The sequence below is a fragment of the Cohnella sp. AR92 genome (genome assembly GCF_003990975.1).
Lineage (GTDB): Bacteria > Bacillota > Bacilli > Paenibacillales > Paenibacillaceae > Cohnella.
Genome location: NZ_RZJR01000010.1, coordinates 78705 through 95126 on the forward strand (window position 1 = coordinate 78705; position 16422 = coordinate 95126).

Annotated in this window: 18 protein-coding genes; 16 read left to right on the forward strand and 2 right to left on the reverse strand. The window is 54.0% G+C overall.

The genetic code is table 11. The features are described 5' to 3' along the window. The first annotated feature begins 18 nt into the window (after positions 1-18). The gene (locus ELR57_RS17610; protein WP_126960398.1) at positions 19-450 is read left to right on the forward strand and encodes an RbsD/FucU family protein; all 432 of its coding nucleotides are present in this window, start codon (positions 19-21) and stop codon (positions 448-450) included. Between the two features lie 54 nt (positions 451-504). Here the strand turns inward: ELR57_RS17610 and ELR57_RS17615 are convergent, their stop codons facing one another. Together ELR57_RS17615 and ELR57_RS17620 are read right to left on the reverse strand one after the other, a co-directional pair. After that, positions 505-1269, reverse strand: coding sequence for a response regulator transcription factor (locus ELR57_RS17615; RefSeq protein ID WP_158630055.1), 765 nt, complete (start codon positions 1267-1269; stop codon positions 505-507). Between the two features lie 5 nt (positions 1270-1274). Beyond that, entirely contained in the window at positions 1275-3125 is a 1851-nt protein-coding gene (locus ELR57_RS17620) for a sensor histidine kinase (protein WP_126960400.1), read from the reverse strand. A gap of 191 nt (positions 3126-3316) precedes the next feature. On the opposite strand from ELR57_RS17620, the gene ELR57_RS17625 reads away from it, so the two are divergent. The 15 genes from ELR57_RS17625 to ELR57_RS17695 all read left to right on the forward strand — a co-directional run bounded on the left by ELR57_RS17625 (position 3317) and on the right by ELR57_RS17695 (position 16411). Then, positions 3317-4693 (forward strand): ABC transporter substrate-binding protein, encoded by a 1377-nt coding sequence (locus ELR57_RS17625; protein WP_126960401.1) that lies wholly within the window; start codon positions 3317-3319, stop codon positions 4691-4693. A gap of 96 nt (positions 4694-4789) precedes the next feature. After that, on the forward strand, positions 4790-5662 hold the full coding sequence (locus ELR57_RS17630; RefSeq protein WP_238162579.1) for a carbohydrate ABC transporter permease: 873 nt from the start codon (positions 4790-4792) through the stop codon (positions 5660-5662). Continuing rightward, on the forward strand, positions 5659-6483 hold the full coding sequence (locus ELR57_RS17635) for a carbohydrate ABC transporter permease (protein WP_126960403.1): 825 nt from the start codon (positions 5659-5661) through the stop codon (positions 6481-6483). The genes ELR57_RS17630 and ELR57_RS17635 overlap by 4 nt, the downstream gene beginning before the upstream one ends. Positions 6484-6501: 18 nt before the next feature. After that, on the forward strand, positions 6502-8919 hold the full coding sequence (locus tag ELR57_RS17640; protein WP_126960404.1) for a glycoside hydrolase family 31 protein: 2418 nt from the start codon (positions 6502-6504) through the stop codon (positions 8917-8919). A gap of 118 nt (positions 8920-9037) precedes the next feature. Continuing rightward, positions 9038-9874 carry an SDR family oxidoreductase gene (locus ELR57_RS17645; protein ID WP_126960405.1) on the forward strand — a complete coding sequence of 279 codons (837 nt, stop codon included), beginning with the start codon at positions 9038-9040 and terminating at the stop codon, positions 9872-9874. A 55-nt stretch (positions 9875-9929) separates the two neighbouring features. After that, a complete protein-coding gene (locus ELR57_RS17650) occupies positions 9930-10328 on the forward strand; it encodes a MarR family winged helix-turn-helix transcriptional regulator (protein WP_238162580.1) in 399 nt (132 codons plus the stop codon). A 52-nt stretch (positions 10329-10380) separates the two neighbouring features. Further along, entirely contained in the window at positions 10381-11214 is an 834-nt protein-coding gene (locus tag ELR57_RS17655; RefSeq protein WP_126960407.1) for an alpha/beta hydrolase, read from the forward strand. A 213-nt stretch (positions 11215-11427) separates the two neighbouring features. After that, positions 11428-11742 (forward strand): rhodanese-like domain-containing protein, encoded by a 315-nt coding sequence (locus ELR57_RS17660; protein WP_126960408.1) that lies wholly within the window; start codon positions 11428-11430, stop codon positions 11740-11742. A 49-nt stretch (positions 11743-11791) separates the two neighbouring features. Next, entirely contained in the window at positions 11792-12478 is a 687-nt protein-coding gene (locus ELR57_RS17665) for a hypothetical protein (RefSeq protein WP_126960409.1), read from the forward strand. Then, positions 12479-13198: a cytochrome c biogenesis CcdA family protein gene (locus ELR57_RS17670; RefSeq protein WP_126960410.1), complete on the forward strand. Its 720-nt coding sequence runs from the start codon at positions 12479-12481 to the stop codon at positions 13196-13198. A 20-nt stretch (positions 13199-13218) separates the two neighbouring features. Further along, positions 13219-13773, forward strand: a complete 555-nt coding sequence (locus ELR57_RS17675) for a redoxin domain-containing protein (protein ID WP_126960411.1) — start codon at positions 13219-13221, stop codon at positions 13771-13773. A gap of 171 nt (positions 13774-13944) precedes the next feature. Next, positions 13945-14259 carry a rhodanese-like domain-containing protein gene (locus tag ELR57_RS17680; protein WP_126960412.1) on the forward strand — a complete coding sequence of 105 codons (315 nt, stop codon included), beginning with the start codon at positions 13945-13947 and terminating at the stop codon, positions 14257-14259. Between the two features lie 119 nt (positions 14260-14378). Then, positions 14379-15524, forward strand: a complete 1146-nt coding sequence (locus ELR57_RS17685) for an MBL fold metallo-hydrolase (RefSeq protein WP_126960413.1) — start codon at positions 14379-14381, stop codon at positions 15522-15524. Between the two features lie 40 nt (positions 15525-15564). Then, positions 15565-16149 (forward strand): sulfurtransferase TusA family protein, encoded by a 585-nt coding sequence (locus ELR57_RS17690; protein WP_126960414.1) that lies wholly within the window; start codon positions 15565-15567, stop codon positions 16147-16149. Positions 16150-16183: 34 nt separating this feature from the next. After that, complete coding sequence (locus ELR57_RS17695) at positions 16184-16411, forward strand: sulfurtransferase TusA family protein (protein WP_126960415.1); 228 nt, start codon at positions 16184-16186, stop codon at positions 16409-16411. Positions 16412-16422: the final 11 nt, after the last annotated feature.

Below are 16422 nucleotides of genomic sequence, written 5' to 3' on the forward strand. Positions count from 1 at the left end.
AAAGGAGAGAAGAGAGCCATGCTGAAGGGCATTCCTCGTATTATATCCCCTGAATTATTAAAGACGTTAATGGAGATGGGCCACAGCGACGAGATCGTCCTGGCGGACGCGAACTTCCCGGCCGCCAGCCATGCGCAGCGGCTCGTGCGCAGCGACGGCCATGGCATTCCGGAGCTTCTGGAAGCAATATTGGGGCTGTTCCCGCTCGATGCGTACGTGGATAAGCCGATCTCTCTCATGCAGGTCGTGCCGGGAGATCAAGTGGAGACGCCGATCTGGGGAACGTACGAGGCGATCGTGCGGCGGCAGACCGAGTTGGAAGCGCCATTCGAAGAAGTGGAACGCTTCGCGTTCTACGAGCGCGCGAAGCAAGCGTACGCGATCGTGGCAACCGGCGAGCAAGCTCTTTATGCTAACGTCATTCTGAAGAAGGGCGTCATCGGCGACTGACGATAAAAATCCGGCTCTCCTCCGCATGTCGGGGAGGGACCGGATTTTTATCGTTCAGGCTTGCTTGAACCGGCTTCTATAATCCGTCGGGGTCATGCCGGTGAATTGTTTGAAGATCCGGCTGAAGTAATAGGGATCGGGGTATCCGACGACCTCTCCGATCTCCTTCACGGAGAGCTCCTTCGGCAGCGACAACAGGTGCTTCGCTTCGTTCATCCGAAGGGACATGATGTACCTGGAAGGCGATTCGCCGGCGTATTTAAGGAAGATCTTGCTTAGATGCGGCGCGTTGACGTTATACTGCCTCGCGATATCTTCGAGGCTTAGCTCCCGGGCGTAGTTCGTCTTAATGAACTCGGCCACCGACTTGACGATCTCCTCTGCGGTATACTGCCGATTCGATAGCGGAATGGGGGACTTGATGGCGGATCTCTCCCCCGATATTCGAATTTTGAGCCGCGAGAGCAGGTCATCGAGGTCCTGTTTCTTAACCGGCTTAAGAAGATAGTCGAGGACGTTCATCTTGAGCGCTTGCTGGGCATAATCGAATTCGCTGTATCCGCTGATGATGACCTTTTTAACCGCCGGGTAATCCCGTTCGACGGCTTTGATTAAGCCGATGCCGTCCAGAACGGGCATATGAATATCCGTTATGATGACGTCGGGAACTTGCACGTCGTTCACGAATCGGAGCGCGCTCTCCCCGTCGCCGGCGGCGAAGACAACCTGGAAGAAGGGGTCCGTCCTCTCTATCTGATGAACTAGCGTCCTTAATAGCAATGGCTCGTCTTCGGCGACAAGGACAGAGATCGGATTCATCTTCATCAACCCCAATCGTTAGAAAGTAACGGGCCCCCGATGACGACGATGGCGCCGCGTTCCGGCAAGTTGCGGATCTCGAACAGCATCTCGCTGCCGTAGTGCAACTTGAGCCGAATGAACACATTCAGAAGGCCCATTCCGTGCAGTCGAAGCGCGGGGAGCGCTCCGTTCCTCTCGATGTCGTCCACTTGCGAGTAGAAGCGGGTTATTTCTTGTTCTTCGAAGCCCGGGCCGTTATCCTTTACTTCGATGGTCCACCGGTTGCCTTCCATCGTTCCGCGAACGGAGATCTCCCACGGCGGACATGTTTTCGTGCCGTACTTTAACGCATTCTCGACCAGCGGTTGAATCATGATCTTCGGAATCCGGACGTTCTCGATCGAGTCGGGTAGGTCCATCCGGCAAGAGAGCATGTCCCCGTAACGCAGCTTCATGCAAGTGAGATACATGTCGGTATAGTTGAGTTCCGTCTGGATATCGACCAGCGCGGTTTCGTCGGCGGCGATGTACCGCATCATGTCGGATAAATTGTCGCACATGACAATGATCTGCTCATACATCTTCTCGTAGGCCATCGCGCTAATGGTTGCCAGCGAGTTGTATAGAAAATGAGGATTCATCTGCGATTGGAGCGCGGTCATCTTAGCCTGCAGTTCTTGCGTCCTAGCTAGCAGCAGCTGGTCGAAAGAGTCCTTTAGCCGGGCGTTCATCTTGACGAACGAAGCGTTAAGCCGGTCCCATTCGTTAAGACCGCTATTGAGCTCCGCAGCGGGTCCGGTCACGAGAGATTCAAGGCTCATCGATTTGACCGTTTTGTTCAGCTTGCTAAGCGGGCTCATGATTTTCTTGGATGCGAAATACGACAAGACGATCAGAAAGGCAAGAATAAAGAGCGTGACAAGAATCGCCAGGCGGGTAAAATGGTTGAGCGGGGCCAGCAGCGTCTTGTTGGAGATCATGACGGCGATGTTCCAGTCCGTTAGATCGGAATGCTTGAGCGTAAGGAGCACCTTGTCCTTGGTCTCGGGATCTTCGATATACGTGCGTTGATCGTACGGGAAATCGCCGGGCGAGCCACTGCGGATACGATCGACAATCTGACGGTCCTGTTCGGTGAATTTGTAGGGATAGATGATCTCGCCCGCATTGGAATAGATAATGACCTGTTCGAGCGAAGGGTTATTCTTGGCCAATTGATTAAACCCGCTGAACACTTTGTTGTAGCTCTGCTTAACCTCGACGATCCCCGTCGGCGTGTTGAATTTATCCGTGAAGTAGCGGAAAAGCGACAACGAGACGTTATTCGTCGGATTCGAGAATTCGCTTCCCGATTGCGTAAGAGACAATACTTTTTTCCTTTTATTCTTCATGACGGCATCGTACCAAGGCTGGCCGACGACGTTGATTTCCTTCTGGCTATTGTCGAAGCCGACGCCGATCGAAGTACCGGAGAAGAGGTGCAAGTATACCTGCTGCACCGGGTAGGAAGGACCGACCAAGGCAACCAAGATATCGTACAAGTCCGTATTCGGCTTCTTGATTCCGGTTACATTCTGTTCCGTCGAGGCTTCCGGCGGTTCTTCGGGGGCGGGTGCCTCGTATTCCGAGATGCGATCCGAGATCAAGTTGGAGTACAGGATGCTGACGGACACGGAGTCGAGCTTCTGCACCTCCAAATCCAATTGCGTCTGCAGCGAAGCGGACAGCTCGGAGATGGAGTTGAAGGCCTTTGTCTTGAGCAGGCTGGACGTCCACGAGTAGAACAGCACGAACAGGACCGTGATGCCGATGATAATAATCGATGAATAAGTGAGGAACAGAATCGAGCGAATGGAACGAGGTTTCCGTATCAAAGAATGGCTCACCCGATCTCCGATTGGTTAATGGTTTCTCAATTGTGCAACTCGCGCGAAGAAGTTGTCAACTCGGAAAAAAAGTACAACGAAACGCACAAACATCTGCATGGAGACGATGATAGCGCTTTACTATAATGAAGCTGAAACGATCTGAATGCGTTTTCAAAGACGTTAAGGGGGAGCTAGCAATGAAGAAAGCAGCGAGTTTGTTACTAACGGTTGGTCTGGCCGGAAGTTTGCTCAGCGGATGCGGGAACTCCAATGGGAATAACGAAGCATCGCCGCAGAACACGAGCAAGGCTTCGGAGTCGAACGGACCAAGCGCGAGCGCTTCCGAAAGTTCCGCACCTCAGAAGAAGAACGTTACCTTGTCTTATCTGGCGAGCCAAGACTGGATCAAAGATCCGGAGATGAAGCTGGCCGAGCAGTTCGAGGAAAAAACGGGCATCCATATCGATTATCAAATCGTGCCTTCCGATCAGTACCTCAACGTACTAAAGGCGAAACTCGCCGCGGGCGAGGCGCCTGACATCTTCGGGGGCCAGAGCGGCAAGTTCGATCTGGGACCGCTGTACGATGTCGAGAACAATGCGGTAGACCTGTCGAATGAAGAATGGGTCAAACGCGAGGATCCTCTATTCGTCGAGCAGGCGACTTGGAAATCCAAAGTGTATGCGCTTACGATCTGGGATCCGAGCTATAGCTGGATCGTGGTCTACAACAAGAAGATTTTCCAGAACCTCGGTCTTAGCGTCCCGAAGAGTTATGACGAATTCCTTAAAGCTTGCGAAGCGATCAAGGGCTCCGGCGTTACGCCGATCTACGAGCCGATCTCCGATGGCTGGCACCACGTTCTTTGGTTCCCTGAGCTAGGCGTCAGATACGAGGAGCAGGATCCCGGACTTGCCGATAAGCTGATTAACAATAAACAATCATTCGCCGATTCGGCGGTGCTCGAGCAATCGCTCAACCAATTCAACGAGCTGGTGCAGAAGGGCTACTTCGGCAGCAACGCGCTGTCCAATACGTACGCGGATACGGAGAAGAACATGGCCAGCGGCAAATACGCCATGACGGTGTATAATATCGGCCTGCCGTCTCAGATCGAGAAAGCCGTGTCGGGAAGCAGCGCGGCGGATTACGGATTCTTCCCGATTCCGCTCAACGACAACCAAGACCTGAACGTCAATCCGGCGGCGCCAAGCAAGTTTATCTCGAGCACTTCCAAGCATATCGAAGAAGCGAAGCAATACTTCGAGTTCCTGACGGAGAAGAATAACCTTCAATTCTTCCTCGATAACGAGCCGAAGTTCACCGCGTTGAACTTCGGCGAGATTCCGGGGAAATACAACGACGAACAGAAAGCATTCTTCGACACGTACGGGAAGAAGACGGGAACCGTCTATCAGACGGCAATCAACTACGTAAATCCGCAATGGATGGACATCGGCAAAGACATGGTCGCCATGATCAGCAAGCAAATAACGGCCAAGGACGTCCTCAAGAATATCGACAAGAGACGCGCGCAGCAAGCCAAGACCGCGGAAGATCCGAATTGGAAGTAATTCGATAAGCATCGCGACGGACGGGGCCCGAACGGATTGTTCATTAGTTTCGGGCCTTGTCTCGTCGAACGCCAGAACAAGAACGGGGAATGAATCATGACTAGGCGAATGTATCCTTTTTATTTTATCGTCGTCGCTTTGGGCCTCTATGTCGTATTCGCAGTCGTTCCCAGTCTTATGGGGTTGTACCTGTCCTTAACTGATTGGAATAGCTTCTCCAAAGCCGTTCACTTCATCGGATTCGACAACTTTAGAACGATCTTCTCTTCCGAGGAGAATTACTTGCACGGCATTAAGAATACGGTCGTCTTCACGGTCGCAACCATTGTTCTGAAGACGGCCATCGGGCTGCTGCTGGCGGTCCTTGTGAATAAAGGAATCCGATTCAGAAGCTTCCACCGCGTCATCATCTTCATGCCTTCGATCGTACCGATGCTCGTCGTCGGAATCATTTTCAAATCGATCTTCAATCCGGAGTATGGATTGATTAACGAGGCGCTAAGAGCGATCGGACTGGATCAATGGACTCAGCATTGGCTTACCGACATTCAGTGGGCATTCAAATCGATCATCGCAGTCGACGTCTGGAAAGGCGCAGGCTACATCATGGTCATCTTGCTTGCGGGTCTGCAGGCGATCTCCCATTCTTATTACGAAGCAGCCGATATTGACGGGGCGGGCGCTTGGATGAAGTTCAAGGCGATCACCTTGCCGTTGCTAATGCCGGCATTGACCGTTACGACGGTGCTCAACCTTCTATACGGCTTAAAGATCTTCGATACGGTGTACGTCCTCACGAACGGAGGGCCGGGTTATGCCACGGAAGTTGTCTATACGCAGGTGTTCAGTCAGTTTTCTCTTGGAAGCTACGGTGTAGGAACGGCCTTGATTACCGTCCTGTTTATCATCATGGCGGCTCTAGGTTACTTCGCGGTTAAGCTTATGTCCAGAGAGGAACAGAACGGATGAGCCCTAACAAACGAATGAAAGCTGTCCTATCGAATATCGTGATTTGGATGATCAGCCTGCTCGCCGTCATCCCGATCTTATTAATAGTCGTTAACGCGGTCAAATCAGGGTCGGAAGCGACCTCCATGTCGTTCAAGCTTCCGCATTCCTTCGAATTCGGCAATTTCTCCACCGTCATCGAGAAAGGGAAGCTCGGCCAATCCTTCCTGAACAGCTTGGTGTATTCCGGCATTGCGTCGGGTCTGTGCATTCTGTTCTCCGCCATGGCGGCCTACGTCCTGTCGCGAAACAAGTCGCGCCTCAATCGCTTCCTGTACCTGTTCCTTATTCTAGGCATCGCGCTGCCGATCAACTACTTCACGCTGATCGATGTCATGAAGTGGTCGCAGCTGATCAATACGCGCGCGGGCATCATCGTCTTGTACATGGTCACGCAAATTCCGTTCAGCGTGTTTATCCTGTACGGGTTCATCGGAGGCGTGCCGAAGGAGCTCGACGAGGCGGGGGTTATCGATGGCTGCGGTCCGAAGCGATTGTTCTTCTCCATCATCTTCCCCATGCTGCAGCCCGCGGCGGTGACGGTATTCATTCTCTCCTTCCTTAATACGTGGAACGAGTTTTTGCTGCCGCTCTATTATTTGAACAGCGCGGACAAGTGGCCGATGACCCTTGCCGTCTATAATTTCTTCGGCCAGTTCCAGCAATCGTGGAATTTGGTCAGCGCGGACATTATTCTGACGATCTTGCCCGTTATTATCATCTACTTGCTCGGCCAGCGATTCATTATCGCGGGCATGACCAGCGGATCCGTAAAAGGGTAACGCGGAGAGAGGGATACGATGCCAATCATTCAGCATAGCGCGGCGCCCGAAGGCCTTGTTCTGGAGACGTCGGATGGGAAAATGAGCTTGACTCCCTATTCGGACGCGATCGTGCGCATTCGGTATACGAGAGAGCCGGAGTTTAGCCAACAAGAAAGCTTTATGATCGTACAGGGGCTGCAAGCCCCCGCCTCCTACGAGGTTGATGAAACGGCCGATATCCTGGTTTTCCGCACGGCTAAGATCGAAGTGCGGATCGATAAGCGCACGTGCGCGTTCGCTTATTACGATTCGGACGGCCGGTTGTTGACCAGAGAGCCTTCCCGCGGCGGGAAGACGCTCGTGCCGGTCGACGTCTCCGTGTCGGTGTTCGACGAGACCGCCCAGATCGAAACGGGGCAAGGCGCGGACGGTCTGCGGGTAAGGGCGGATCATATCCGGAAGGAAGTCGACCGCCAAGCCTACAAGACGAAGCTCGAGTTCGAGTGGGCCGAAGGAGAGGCGCTGTACGGCCTCGGATCCCACGAGGAGGGCATGTTCAACCTGCGAGGGCAGCACCAATATCTCTATCAGCAGAACATGAAGGCGGTCGTTCCCGTCCTTGTATCGACGCGGGGATACGGCGTCCTGATCGACAGTTATTCGTACATGTCGTTCCATGACGATGCTTTCGGGTCTTACCTGTCGACGGACGTGGACGACGAGTTGGATTACTATATCCTCTACGGTCCCGAGCTGGACGACATCGTCGGAGGCATCCGGAGCCTGACGGGCAAGGCGCCGATGCTGCCTAGATGGGCCTACGGCTACGTGCAATCCAAGGAACGGTATGCATCGCAAGAGGAATTGGTCGAGACCGTCCGCGAATACCGCGAGCGAGATCTGCCTCTCGATTGCATCGTGTTGGATTGGAAGTCCTGGACGGGCGAGCTGTGGGGACAGAAGACGCTTGACCCGGAGCGGTTCCCGAATCCGGGGCGGATGATGAACGAGCTGCATGGCATGGATGCTCGTCTCATGGTGTCCATCTGGCCGATCATGAATCCGGACAGCGACAATCACAGGGAGATGGCGGAGCAAGGCGGACTGCTCGGCAATCGGGCTACCTATGACGCCTTCTCGGACAGCGCGAGAAATCTTTATTGGAAGCAAGCGTACGACGGCTTGTTCTCCCATGGCGTCGACGCTTGGTGGTGCGATTGCACGGAGCCGTTCGAAGCGGATTGGCAAGGAGCGGTTAAGCCCGATCCGGAAGAGCGGATGCGCATCAATACTGAAGAAGCGAAGCGTTACCTGGATCCCGAGTTCATCAACGCGTATTCGCTCCTTCATTCCCGCGGCATCTACGAGGGGCAGCGCCAAGCGACGGATAGCAAGCGGGTCGTGAATCTGACCCGTTCGGCCTACGCGGGGCAGCATCGGTACGGCACGATCACTTGGTCGGGCGACATCTCCGCGAACTGGGAGACGATGCGCAAGCAAATCCCCGACGGCCTGAATTTCTGCGCGACGGGTTCTCCTTATTGGACGTTGGACATCGGCGGTTTCTTCGTTCAGAATAAGCCGGATCTATGGTTCTGGAGCGGGGATTACGATGACGGCGTGCAGGACCTGGGATATCGGGAGCTGTACACCAGATGGTTCCAATACGGCGCTTTCCTGCCTATGTTCCGCTCGCACGGAACGGATACGCCGCGCGAGATATGGCGCTTCGGCGAGCCGGGCGAGCCGTTCTACGAGACGCTGTCGACCTTCCTGCGCCTGAGATACAAGCTTCTGCCGTACATCTATTCTCTTGCCGCGCGCGTTTATTCGGACGATTACACGCTGATGCGGGCTCTGCCGTTCGACTTCCGCCGCGATCCGAACGTGTACGACATTCGGGATCAGTACATGTTCGGTCCGGCCTTCCTCGTGAACCCGGTTACCGAGCCGATGTATTACGAAGCCGAATCCAAGCCGATCGTCGGCTCCAAGAAATCCCGGAGCGTCTACCTGCCGCAAGGCTCGTCCTGGCACGATCTCTGGAACGGCGACGTATTCGAGGGAGGGCAAACGATCGAAGCCGACGCTCCATTGGAGCGGATACCGGTCTACGTCCGTTCGGGCTCGATCGTCCCGATGGCCGAGCAGCTTCAATTCGCGGGCGATCGCACAGACGATACTCTGTACGTTCGGATCTATGCGGGACAGGATGGTTCCTTCGACTATTATGAGGACGAGGGCGACGGCTATCGCTACGAGCAAGGAAGCTATGCCGTCATGCGAATGCGTTGGGACGATCGGAGCCGGACGTTCGCCGTAGATCGCAGAGAGGGGGAGTATCCGGGGATGAACAAGCAGCGGGATCTGACCGTCGTGCTGATGGAGCCTCGGAAGAATCCTCAGGAGAGAAGCTTCCGATACACGGGAGAACCCGTCGAGATTTCGTTCTGAAGCGTCAAGCAGCTGTATCAGAGAATCCCTCTGCGACAGCTGCTTTTTTTGATACTTACGATTGTTCGAGAGGTATTGTATTGTTAAGTATATTAATGGAAATCGGGAGGGCTGGAAGATGACGGGGAAGATAGGCCTGGTTACAGGGGCTAATTCAGGGATCGGATTCGCGACTGCCGAAGGGTTGGCTAAGCAAGGGGCGCGAGTCGTTATGGTAAGCAGGGACGCCGAGCGCGGGGAGGAAGCCCGACGGCAGCTTGTTCGGCGTACAGGCAATGCGAATATCGATCTCCTTGTCGCCGATTTGTCGTCGCAACAAGAGATTAGACGCCTAGCCCGGCAATTCGAAGAGCGGTACGATAAACTGGATGTGCTGGTCAACAATGCCGGGGGCGTGTTCGCCAAGAAGGAAATGAGCGCAGACGGCTATGAGATGACGTTCGCCGTCAATTACCTGGCCCCCTTCCTGCTGACGCACCTCCTGCTCGATCGTTTGAAAGCGTCCGGCGCCGGCCGAATCGTGAACGTGGCTTCCATCATGCAAGCCAAGCGCTTCCAGCCGGATGAATCGGCGCAGCCCCGGCGATATTCAAGCATGACGGCCTATAAAGAAGCGAAAGTAGCCGTTCTGATGATGACTTATACCCTTGCCGAACGGCTGGCGGGAAGCGGGATTACCGTCAATGCGCTTCATCCTGGAGTCATCTACACGCCTCAATCCGCAAGGATGGCTCCGGCTTTCGCAAGACCGCTAATGAAGCTGTTCATGAGTACGCCCGAACAGGGGGCTCGCATGTCCCTATACATGGCGTCTTCGCCGGATATGAATTCGGTAAGCGGGAAATTTTATGCGAAAGGACAAGCCCGGCGTACGGTTCCGGTGTCCTACGACTCCAAGCTCCAGGAGGAATTGTATAACAAGAGCATTCGGTGGGCGGGATTAACTTTAAATTGACAATGGTTTGATATCAAACCATAATGGGGTTATGGAAACCAGAGATGCCATTTCGTTGATTTCTAAGATTAGAGAGAAAGTGAACCGGTTTATCGCGTCGGAGATGGAGAACCATGGAGTGAGCGGAATCGGCACTTCGCATGGCGATATTTTCTATGCGCTTTTTAAGACTCCCCGACTCACGATGGCGGACATCGCCAGAAGGATCAATAAGGACAAGTCCACCGTCACGGCACTCGTCGACAAGCTGGTCCGGCTCGGCTACGTAACGAAGGAAAGAGATCGAGAGGATTCGAGGATTGTCTATGCGGCTTTAACCCCTAAGGGAGCCGGTCTGCAGCCGATCTTCGAGTCCATATCCAAAGACATGTTGGACGTGTTTTATTTAAATGTCACGGAGAAAGAAAAACAGGATTTGCTTAACGTCCTTAAAAAGATTTACGGCAACTTCTAGTTTTTTTTGCTCAAATAGTTTGACATCAAACTAAATAGGAGGGGTCATGATCATGAGGGACTTTGTTAGAGAATTGCCGGATCACAGGGAGTCGTATGTCGGAGAGAACGATTTGTTTCTGGAGATCTTCGAGGGGGAGGAGCTTTCGAAGGGAGCTGGACGAAGACCTCCTTTGCTCTTTGTACACGGGGCGTACACGGGAAGCTGGATGTGGAGCAAATACATTCCCCATTTTGTGAACGAGGGGTGGAATTGCTATGTCATGAACTTGAGAAGCCATTACCGAAGCAGGCAGCTGGATATGACGAGAATAACGTTCGAGGATTATCTGGAGGACATCAAGGAAGTCATTGCGGAGGCGGTCGCGGAATGCGATGCCCCGCCGATTCTTGTCGGATTCAGCATGGGCGGGATTCTAAGCGAGAAGCTGGCGGAGACCGCGGAGGTTGCCGGGCTGGTGCTGATCGACTCGGTCATCAGCCGAGAGGTATTCGAAGCGGTACCCTACAAGGAGCTTGGAGGGGCAATCCGGGATATCGTCGTGCCGGCCCCGACCCGGGAGGAGCTCTCCAGCATCGATGAGACGGAAGAAGACATTGCTTTTCAGAGAAAGTACCTGGCGATGGAATCGTCCCATGCATTCAATGCGTTTATCTTTACGCCCGAATCGAAGGGAATATCGATCGACAGCCGTTCCATTTCTTGTCCGAGTCTGGTTATCAAGTCGGTTAACGACGAGGATGAAGATCGCCGGGGGAGGGTGACCGCCGAGCATCTCCGAGCCGAATACAAAGGGCTGTGGAACACCACTCACACCGGCGTGCTCATCGGGCAGAGGTATAGGGAAGCCGTGGATACCATCCTAGAATGGTTAATAAGATTCTGAGTAACGGGATTAGAAGGATCTCTATCTCTATCTCTATCCAAGCCAGCCCAATACGGCTGGCTTTCGGCATCTCGGCTAAGGGGACAGAATTAGGGAGTTGCACTTATACCCTATGGGGTATATAATCAATGGCAGCAAGTTCTTTTTTTATGATCAAAAATATACCTAGTGGGGTATTGGGATCAACATTCGAAAAAGCGAGGAGAGAACGACATGGCAGGTCAATTCACCAAATCGATCACATCGGAAGAAGTCGTTGCAAGGCTTGAGCAAGGGAAACCATTGTCTATCATTGACGTTCGGGAGCCGGATGAGTGGAACTCGGGACACATACCAGGCGCCAAGCACCTCCCGCTTGGCCAGATCAGCGCCCGCCATTCGGAGCTCGATCCGAAGCGGGAGACGATCGTGGTATGCCGCAGCGGCAACCGCAGCGGGCTTGCTTGCGAGCTTCTGGAAGCCATGGGTTACGACGTCGTCAATCTAACCGGAGGCATGCTGGGATGGAAAGGACGTCTCGAGTTCTGACCGCCGGCCGGCAGGAGTATCTCGGGAAGGAGCCGAAAGGAGCCGATCCATGTACACGCAGCAAGTGGGTTCATTCGTGTTGAACTTGGAGATTGCGGTTTATTTGATAGCAGGCTTGGCCGGCGTACTTGGGATACGCCTCCGCATGAGGCGGCATCCGGAGAAAGCCAGAATGTCGGCATATGCAGGGAATGCCGTGCTGTTATGGCTGCTCGTATGGAAAGGAAGCCTGCTTCTGTTCCACCCTGTCGACGTGATCTCCAATCCTTGGTCCCTGGTTTATTTCAGCGGAGGGGCCAATGGGATATGGCTTGCGACAGTGGTATCCGCAAGCTATTTGATTTACCGGTCCATGAAGACAGAGTTTGACGTTAAAGCTGCCGGTTCCTTGCTAACCGTTATGATTCTCGGCTGGACGGCAATTTATTATTCGGCTCAGGCAATCCTGCTTGACGATTCCGTCGTGCGGCATTCACTGATGGCCATCGGAGCGGCGGCATTGTACATGGTCATGGCAATCGGAAGTCCGGCCGACGGCCAATTAAGCACGGTTTGGCTCTGGTTAGGACTCGGCAAGGCCGCGCTTGCCTTCATGGAGCCGGACCGAGAGCCGCTGATTCTTGAATTCAGCGCCGAGCAATTGGCGTGGCTTCTATTCGCCGGAGCGATGCTCGTCGTGGTCACCCGTTCGGAGCGAGGGAAAAGATTCCGCGAACGGGCTGGAGGGAAGGCCTAAATGGAACAGATTACGATCATTGCCGCCTTTGCGGCCGGCCTATTGTCCTTCTTGTCGCCTTGCGTGTTCCCGCTCGTTCCGGTTTATGTGACCCATCTGACGGAATCCGCGATCCGGGACAACCGCGTCGTCGTGGAACGCAAGCTTCTGTTCCGGCGCTCGGTCAGCTTCATCCTTGGATTCAGCGCCGTGTTTGTCCTCATGGGGACGTCGGCTAGTTTCCTCGGTCAGCTATGGGCCGAGCAGCGCACATGGATCGAGAGAATAAGCGGGTTCCTGATTGTCGCATTCGGCTTGCAGATGGCGGGCCTGCTGAACATCCCCATGCCGTCATTCCTTCTTAACCGCTCGCGAGTCAGCGGCGTAAAGGGCGGAGGCCGGCTGCGTTCTTTTCTAATCGGAGTGGCTTTCGGAACGGGCTGGACCCCATGCGTAGGATTTGCCCTGTCGGGCATTCTGCTGTTGGCCAGCGCGACGGATACGATGTGGAACGGGATCTTTCTGCTTGCGGTTTACTCGCTGGGAATGGGGGCGCCGTTCCTGATTCTCTCCATGGTGATGACAAGAACGCTTGGCTTCTTGCGTCGCCTTAATCGTCTCCTGCCGGTATTGTCCGTTGCGAATGGAGTTCTCTTTATCGCGATGGGGACTTTGCTGTTCTCCGGCCAATTCCAGCGAATCAGCGCTTGGCTTGCCGGGCTGGCGGTATGGATCCGTTAAGGAGAGGAGGAGTGGAACAGATGAAGAAAACTTCGATAGGCGTCCTTGTCTTGTTTGCGCTGCTCGCTTACGGGATTTATCAGAGCCGTTTGGATGACGATCCTTCAGACCGCGTGGAGACAGCCCGACAGGCGGAGTCCGGTATTCGGAAAGGCCAGCTTGCTCCGGACTTTCAACTGAGCGATCGGGCGGGGAATCCCGTTCGGCTGTCGGATTTCCGCGGAAGAACGGTCTTCGTGAACTTCTGGGCGACTTGGTGTCCTCCCTGCAAAGCGGAGATGCCCCATATGCAACGAGTCTATGAAGAATATAAAGAGCAGGATGTCGTTATTCTATCCGTCAATCTGACGACAACGGAGAAAAAAGCCGCAGCCGTCGATCATTTTGTGTCCGAGTACGGGCTGACGTTCCCCGTCGTGCTCGATGCAGACGGGACCGTGAAGCAGCTATACCAGGTGACCGCCTACCCGACAACCTATGTGCTGGATAAGCAGGGCATCATCCGCAACAAATTCACCGGCGCGATCAATGATGAGACGATGAAGCAAGTCATACGCAATATGGATTCGTTTTGAACGAATCGATCTCAACTTTCTATAAATTAGCACTTGCAAAGATACCCCATGGGGTATATGATGGATTCAAGCCGATCGACGCCAATGACATTTGGTTCGGTCGCAAAGTTACCCGTAGGGGTATGTAAAATGAAACACAAGAAAATAACCATATAGCGAGGAGAGTATCGAATGGCTGGAAAGTTCTCTAAATCCATTACAACAGATGAAGTTGCTGCACAGATGAAGCAAGGCAAGAAACTGAATATCGTGGACGTTCGCGAGCAGGACGAGTGGAACTCCGGCCATATTGCCGGGGCCAAGCATATACCGCTCGGCATGATCAGCCACCGGCATAAGGAGCTCGATCCGAAGCAAGAAACCATTGTCGTATGCAGAAGCGGGAACCGCAGCGGGCTGGCATGCGAGCTGCTGGAATCCATGGGCTACAATGTCGTCAATATGACGGGCGGCATGATGAGCTGGACAGACACCGTTGAATATTAAGGAATTTGCAACCCCGATTGCAACTGACATTCCATTCTAAAAAACTTGCCTGAAATGGCAAAAAAATTTTACCCATCCCTATACCCGTTAGGGTATAATAACGAAGGAGCGTATTCAAAATGACAACTAACGCATACAACCCGATGACCGCCAAAGAAGTGACTCGCTTCATTCTGGACAAGAAACCGTTATTCATTCTTGACGTTCGCAACGAGACCGATTATGCGGATTGGCGCATCGAAGGCGAGACCGTCCAGTCCATCAACATTCCTTACTTCGATCTGCTCGAAGGCGTGGAAGCAGCGATCGAACGCATGCCGGCCGAAGGCCAAGTGCTTGTCGTTTGCGCCAAAGAAGGCTCGTCCAAATTCGTTGCCGAGCAGCTCGCGGAGACGGGCCGCACCGATGTGTTCTACCTCGAAGGCGGCATGAAGGCATGGAGCGAATACCTGGAGCCGGTGAAGGTTGCCGATCTGCAAGGCGGCGGCGAGCTGTATCAATTCGTTCGAATCGGCAAGGGCTGCCTGTCGTACATGGTGCTGTCCGACGGCGAAGCGGCTACGATCGACACCCTGCGCATAACGGACGTGTTCGAGCAATTCGCGGCGGAGAAGAAGGCGGAGATCAAGCACACGATCGACACGCACTTGCATGCGGACCATATCTCCGGCGGACGCCAATTGGCGGAGAAGGTCGGCGCGACTTACTGGCTGCCTCCGAAGGATGCGGGCGAAGTGACATTCGAATACGCGGCGCTTAACGACGCGAATGAAATTACGGTCGGCGGCACGAAGATCAAAATCCAGGCGCTTTACTCCCCGGGTCATACGATCGGCAGCACGTCCTTCATCGTCGACGATCGTTACCTGCTGTCCGGCGATATTCTGTTTGTCGAGTCCATCGGACGTCCCGACCTCGCAGGCCTTGCGGAAGACTGGGTCGGCGATCTGCGCAACACGCTCTACAGCCGCTATAAAGAGCTGTCGGAGGAACTTATCGTGCTCCCGGCGCACTTCGGCAAGATAACGGAGCTCGGCGAAGGCGGCAAAGTATCCGCTCGCCTAGGCGATTTGTTCGCTCACAATCCGGGTCTCAACATTCATGACGAGGATGAATTCCGTCGCACGGTTACGGAGAACTTGCCGCAGCATCCGAATTCTTACCAACAAATCCGCCAGACGAACATGGGCAAGATCGCTCCTACGGCTGACGAGCAGCGCGAGATGGAGATCGGACCGAACCGCTGCGCGGTCCATGACAAGTAAGAGATATCCCCTATAAACCTTCAGGAGGACGATAATCAACATGTCTAACCAATCGCAAATTCAAGTGGATCTGACGCTCGATTGCAAAGGGCTTGCGTGCCCGATGCCGATCGTGAAGACGAAGAAAGCCATCGAGACGGTTCAATCCGGACAGGTAGTAGAAGTGCAGGCGACGGATAAAGGTTCGCTTGCCGACATGCAGGGCTGGGCGAGAACGACGGGCCATCAATACTTGGGCACGATCGAAGAGAACGGCGTCCTTAAACACTTCATCCGCAAATCGAGTTCGGACGAAGCCAAGCCGGAAGTGAAATTCTCCGTCACGATGACGACGGAAGAGCTGCAGGCGAAGCTTGACGGCGGCGAGGCGATCGTCGTGCTGGATGTACGCGAGCCTGCGGAGTATGCCTTCCAGCATGTGAAGGGGGCCGTCTCCATTCCGTTCGGCGAGTTGGAGAGCCGTGCCGGCGAATTGAGTAGCGACGCTTCGATCGCCGTCATCTGCCGCACGGGAACCCGCAGCGATCTTGCCTGCCAGCTGCTGCAAGAGAAGGGCTTCGCGAATGTCGCGAACGTTCTGCCCGGGATGACCGGCTGGAATGGACCGACGTCGAAATTAATCTAATTACAGAACGATATATCCAAGGAGGATAACAAAAATGGAAAAACATCTGGTTGTCGATACGAAGGGCCTCGCATGCCCAATGCCGATTGTCAAAGCAAAGAAGGCGCTGGACGGCCTGCAATCCGGTCAAGTGATGGAAGTGCTCTCCACCGATAAAGGCTCGGTCAACGACTTCCAAGCATGGGTGAAGCAGACGAACCATGAGCTCGTTAAGCACGAAGAAGAGCAAGGCGTCTACAAATTCTACGTTCGTAAATCCTAATCGATAAGGGG

Bases quoted from the DNA above. Each gene is read 5' to 3' on its own strand.
- ELR57_RS17625 (WP_126960401.1), top strand. From the start codon at position 3,317: ATGAAGAAAGCAGCGAGTTTGTTACTAACGGTTGGTCTGGCCGGAAGT.
- ELR57_RS17645 (WP_126960405.1), top strand. From the start codon at position 9,038: ATGACGGGGAAGATAGGCCTGGTTACAGGGGCTAATTCAGGGATCGGA.
- ELR57_RS17680 (WP_126960412.1), top strand. From the start codon at position 13,945: ATGGCTGGAAAGTTCTCTAAATCCATTACAACAGATGAAGTTGCTGCA.
- ELR57_RS17610 (WP_126960398.1), top strand. From the start codon at position 19: ATGCTGAAGGGCATTCCTCGTATTATATCCCCTGAATTATTAAAGACG.
- ELR57_RS17615 (WP_158630055.1), bottom strand. From the start codon at position 1,269: ATGAATCCGATCTCTGTCCTTGTCGCCGAAGACGAGCCATTGCTATTA.
- ELR57_RS17660 (WP_126960408.1), top strand. From the start codon at position 11,428: ATGGCAGGTCAATTCACCAAATCGATCACATCGGAAGAAGTCGTTGCA.
- ELR57_RS17690 (WP_126960414.1), top strand. From the start codon at position 15,565: ATGTCTAACCAATCGCAAATTCAAGTGGATCTGACGCTCGATTGCAAA.
- ELR57_RS17655 (WP_126960407.1), top strand. From the start codon at position 10,381: ATGAGGGACTTTGTTAGAGAATTGCCGGATCACAGGGAGTCGTATGTC.
- ELR57_RS17670 (WP_126960410.1), top strand. From the start codon at position 12,479: ATGGAACAGATTACGATCATTGCCGCCTTTGCGGCCGGCCTATTGTCC.
- ELR57_RS17685 (WP_126960413.1), top strand. From the start codon at position 14,379: ATGACAACTAACGCATACAACCCGATGACCGCCAAAGAAGTGACTCGC.
- ELR57_RS17675 (WP_126960411.1), top strand. From the start codon at position 13,219: ATGAAGAAAACTTCGATAGGCGTCCTTGTCTTGTTTGCGCTGCTCGCT.
- ELR57_RS17665 (WP_126960409.1), top strand. From the start codon at position 11,792: ATGTACACGCAGCAAGTGGGTTCATTCGTGTTGAACTTGGAGATTGCG.
- ELR57_RS17640 (WP_126960404.1), top strand. From the start codon at position 6,502: ATGCCAATCATTCAGCATAGCGCGGCGCCCGAAGGCCTTGTTCTGGAG.
- ELR57_RS17630 (WP_238162579.1), top strand. From the start codon at position 4,790: ATGACTAGGCGAATGTATCCTTTTTATTTTATCGTCGTCGCTTTGGGC.
- ELR57_RS17635 (WP_126960403.1), top strand. From the start codon at position 5,659: ATGAGCCCTAACAAACGAATGAAAGCTGTCCTATCGAATATCGTGATT.
- ELR57_RS17695 (WP_126960415.1), top strand. From the start codon at position 16,184: ATGGAAAAACATCTGGTTGTCGATACGAAGGGCCTCGCATGCCCAATG.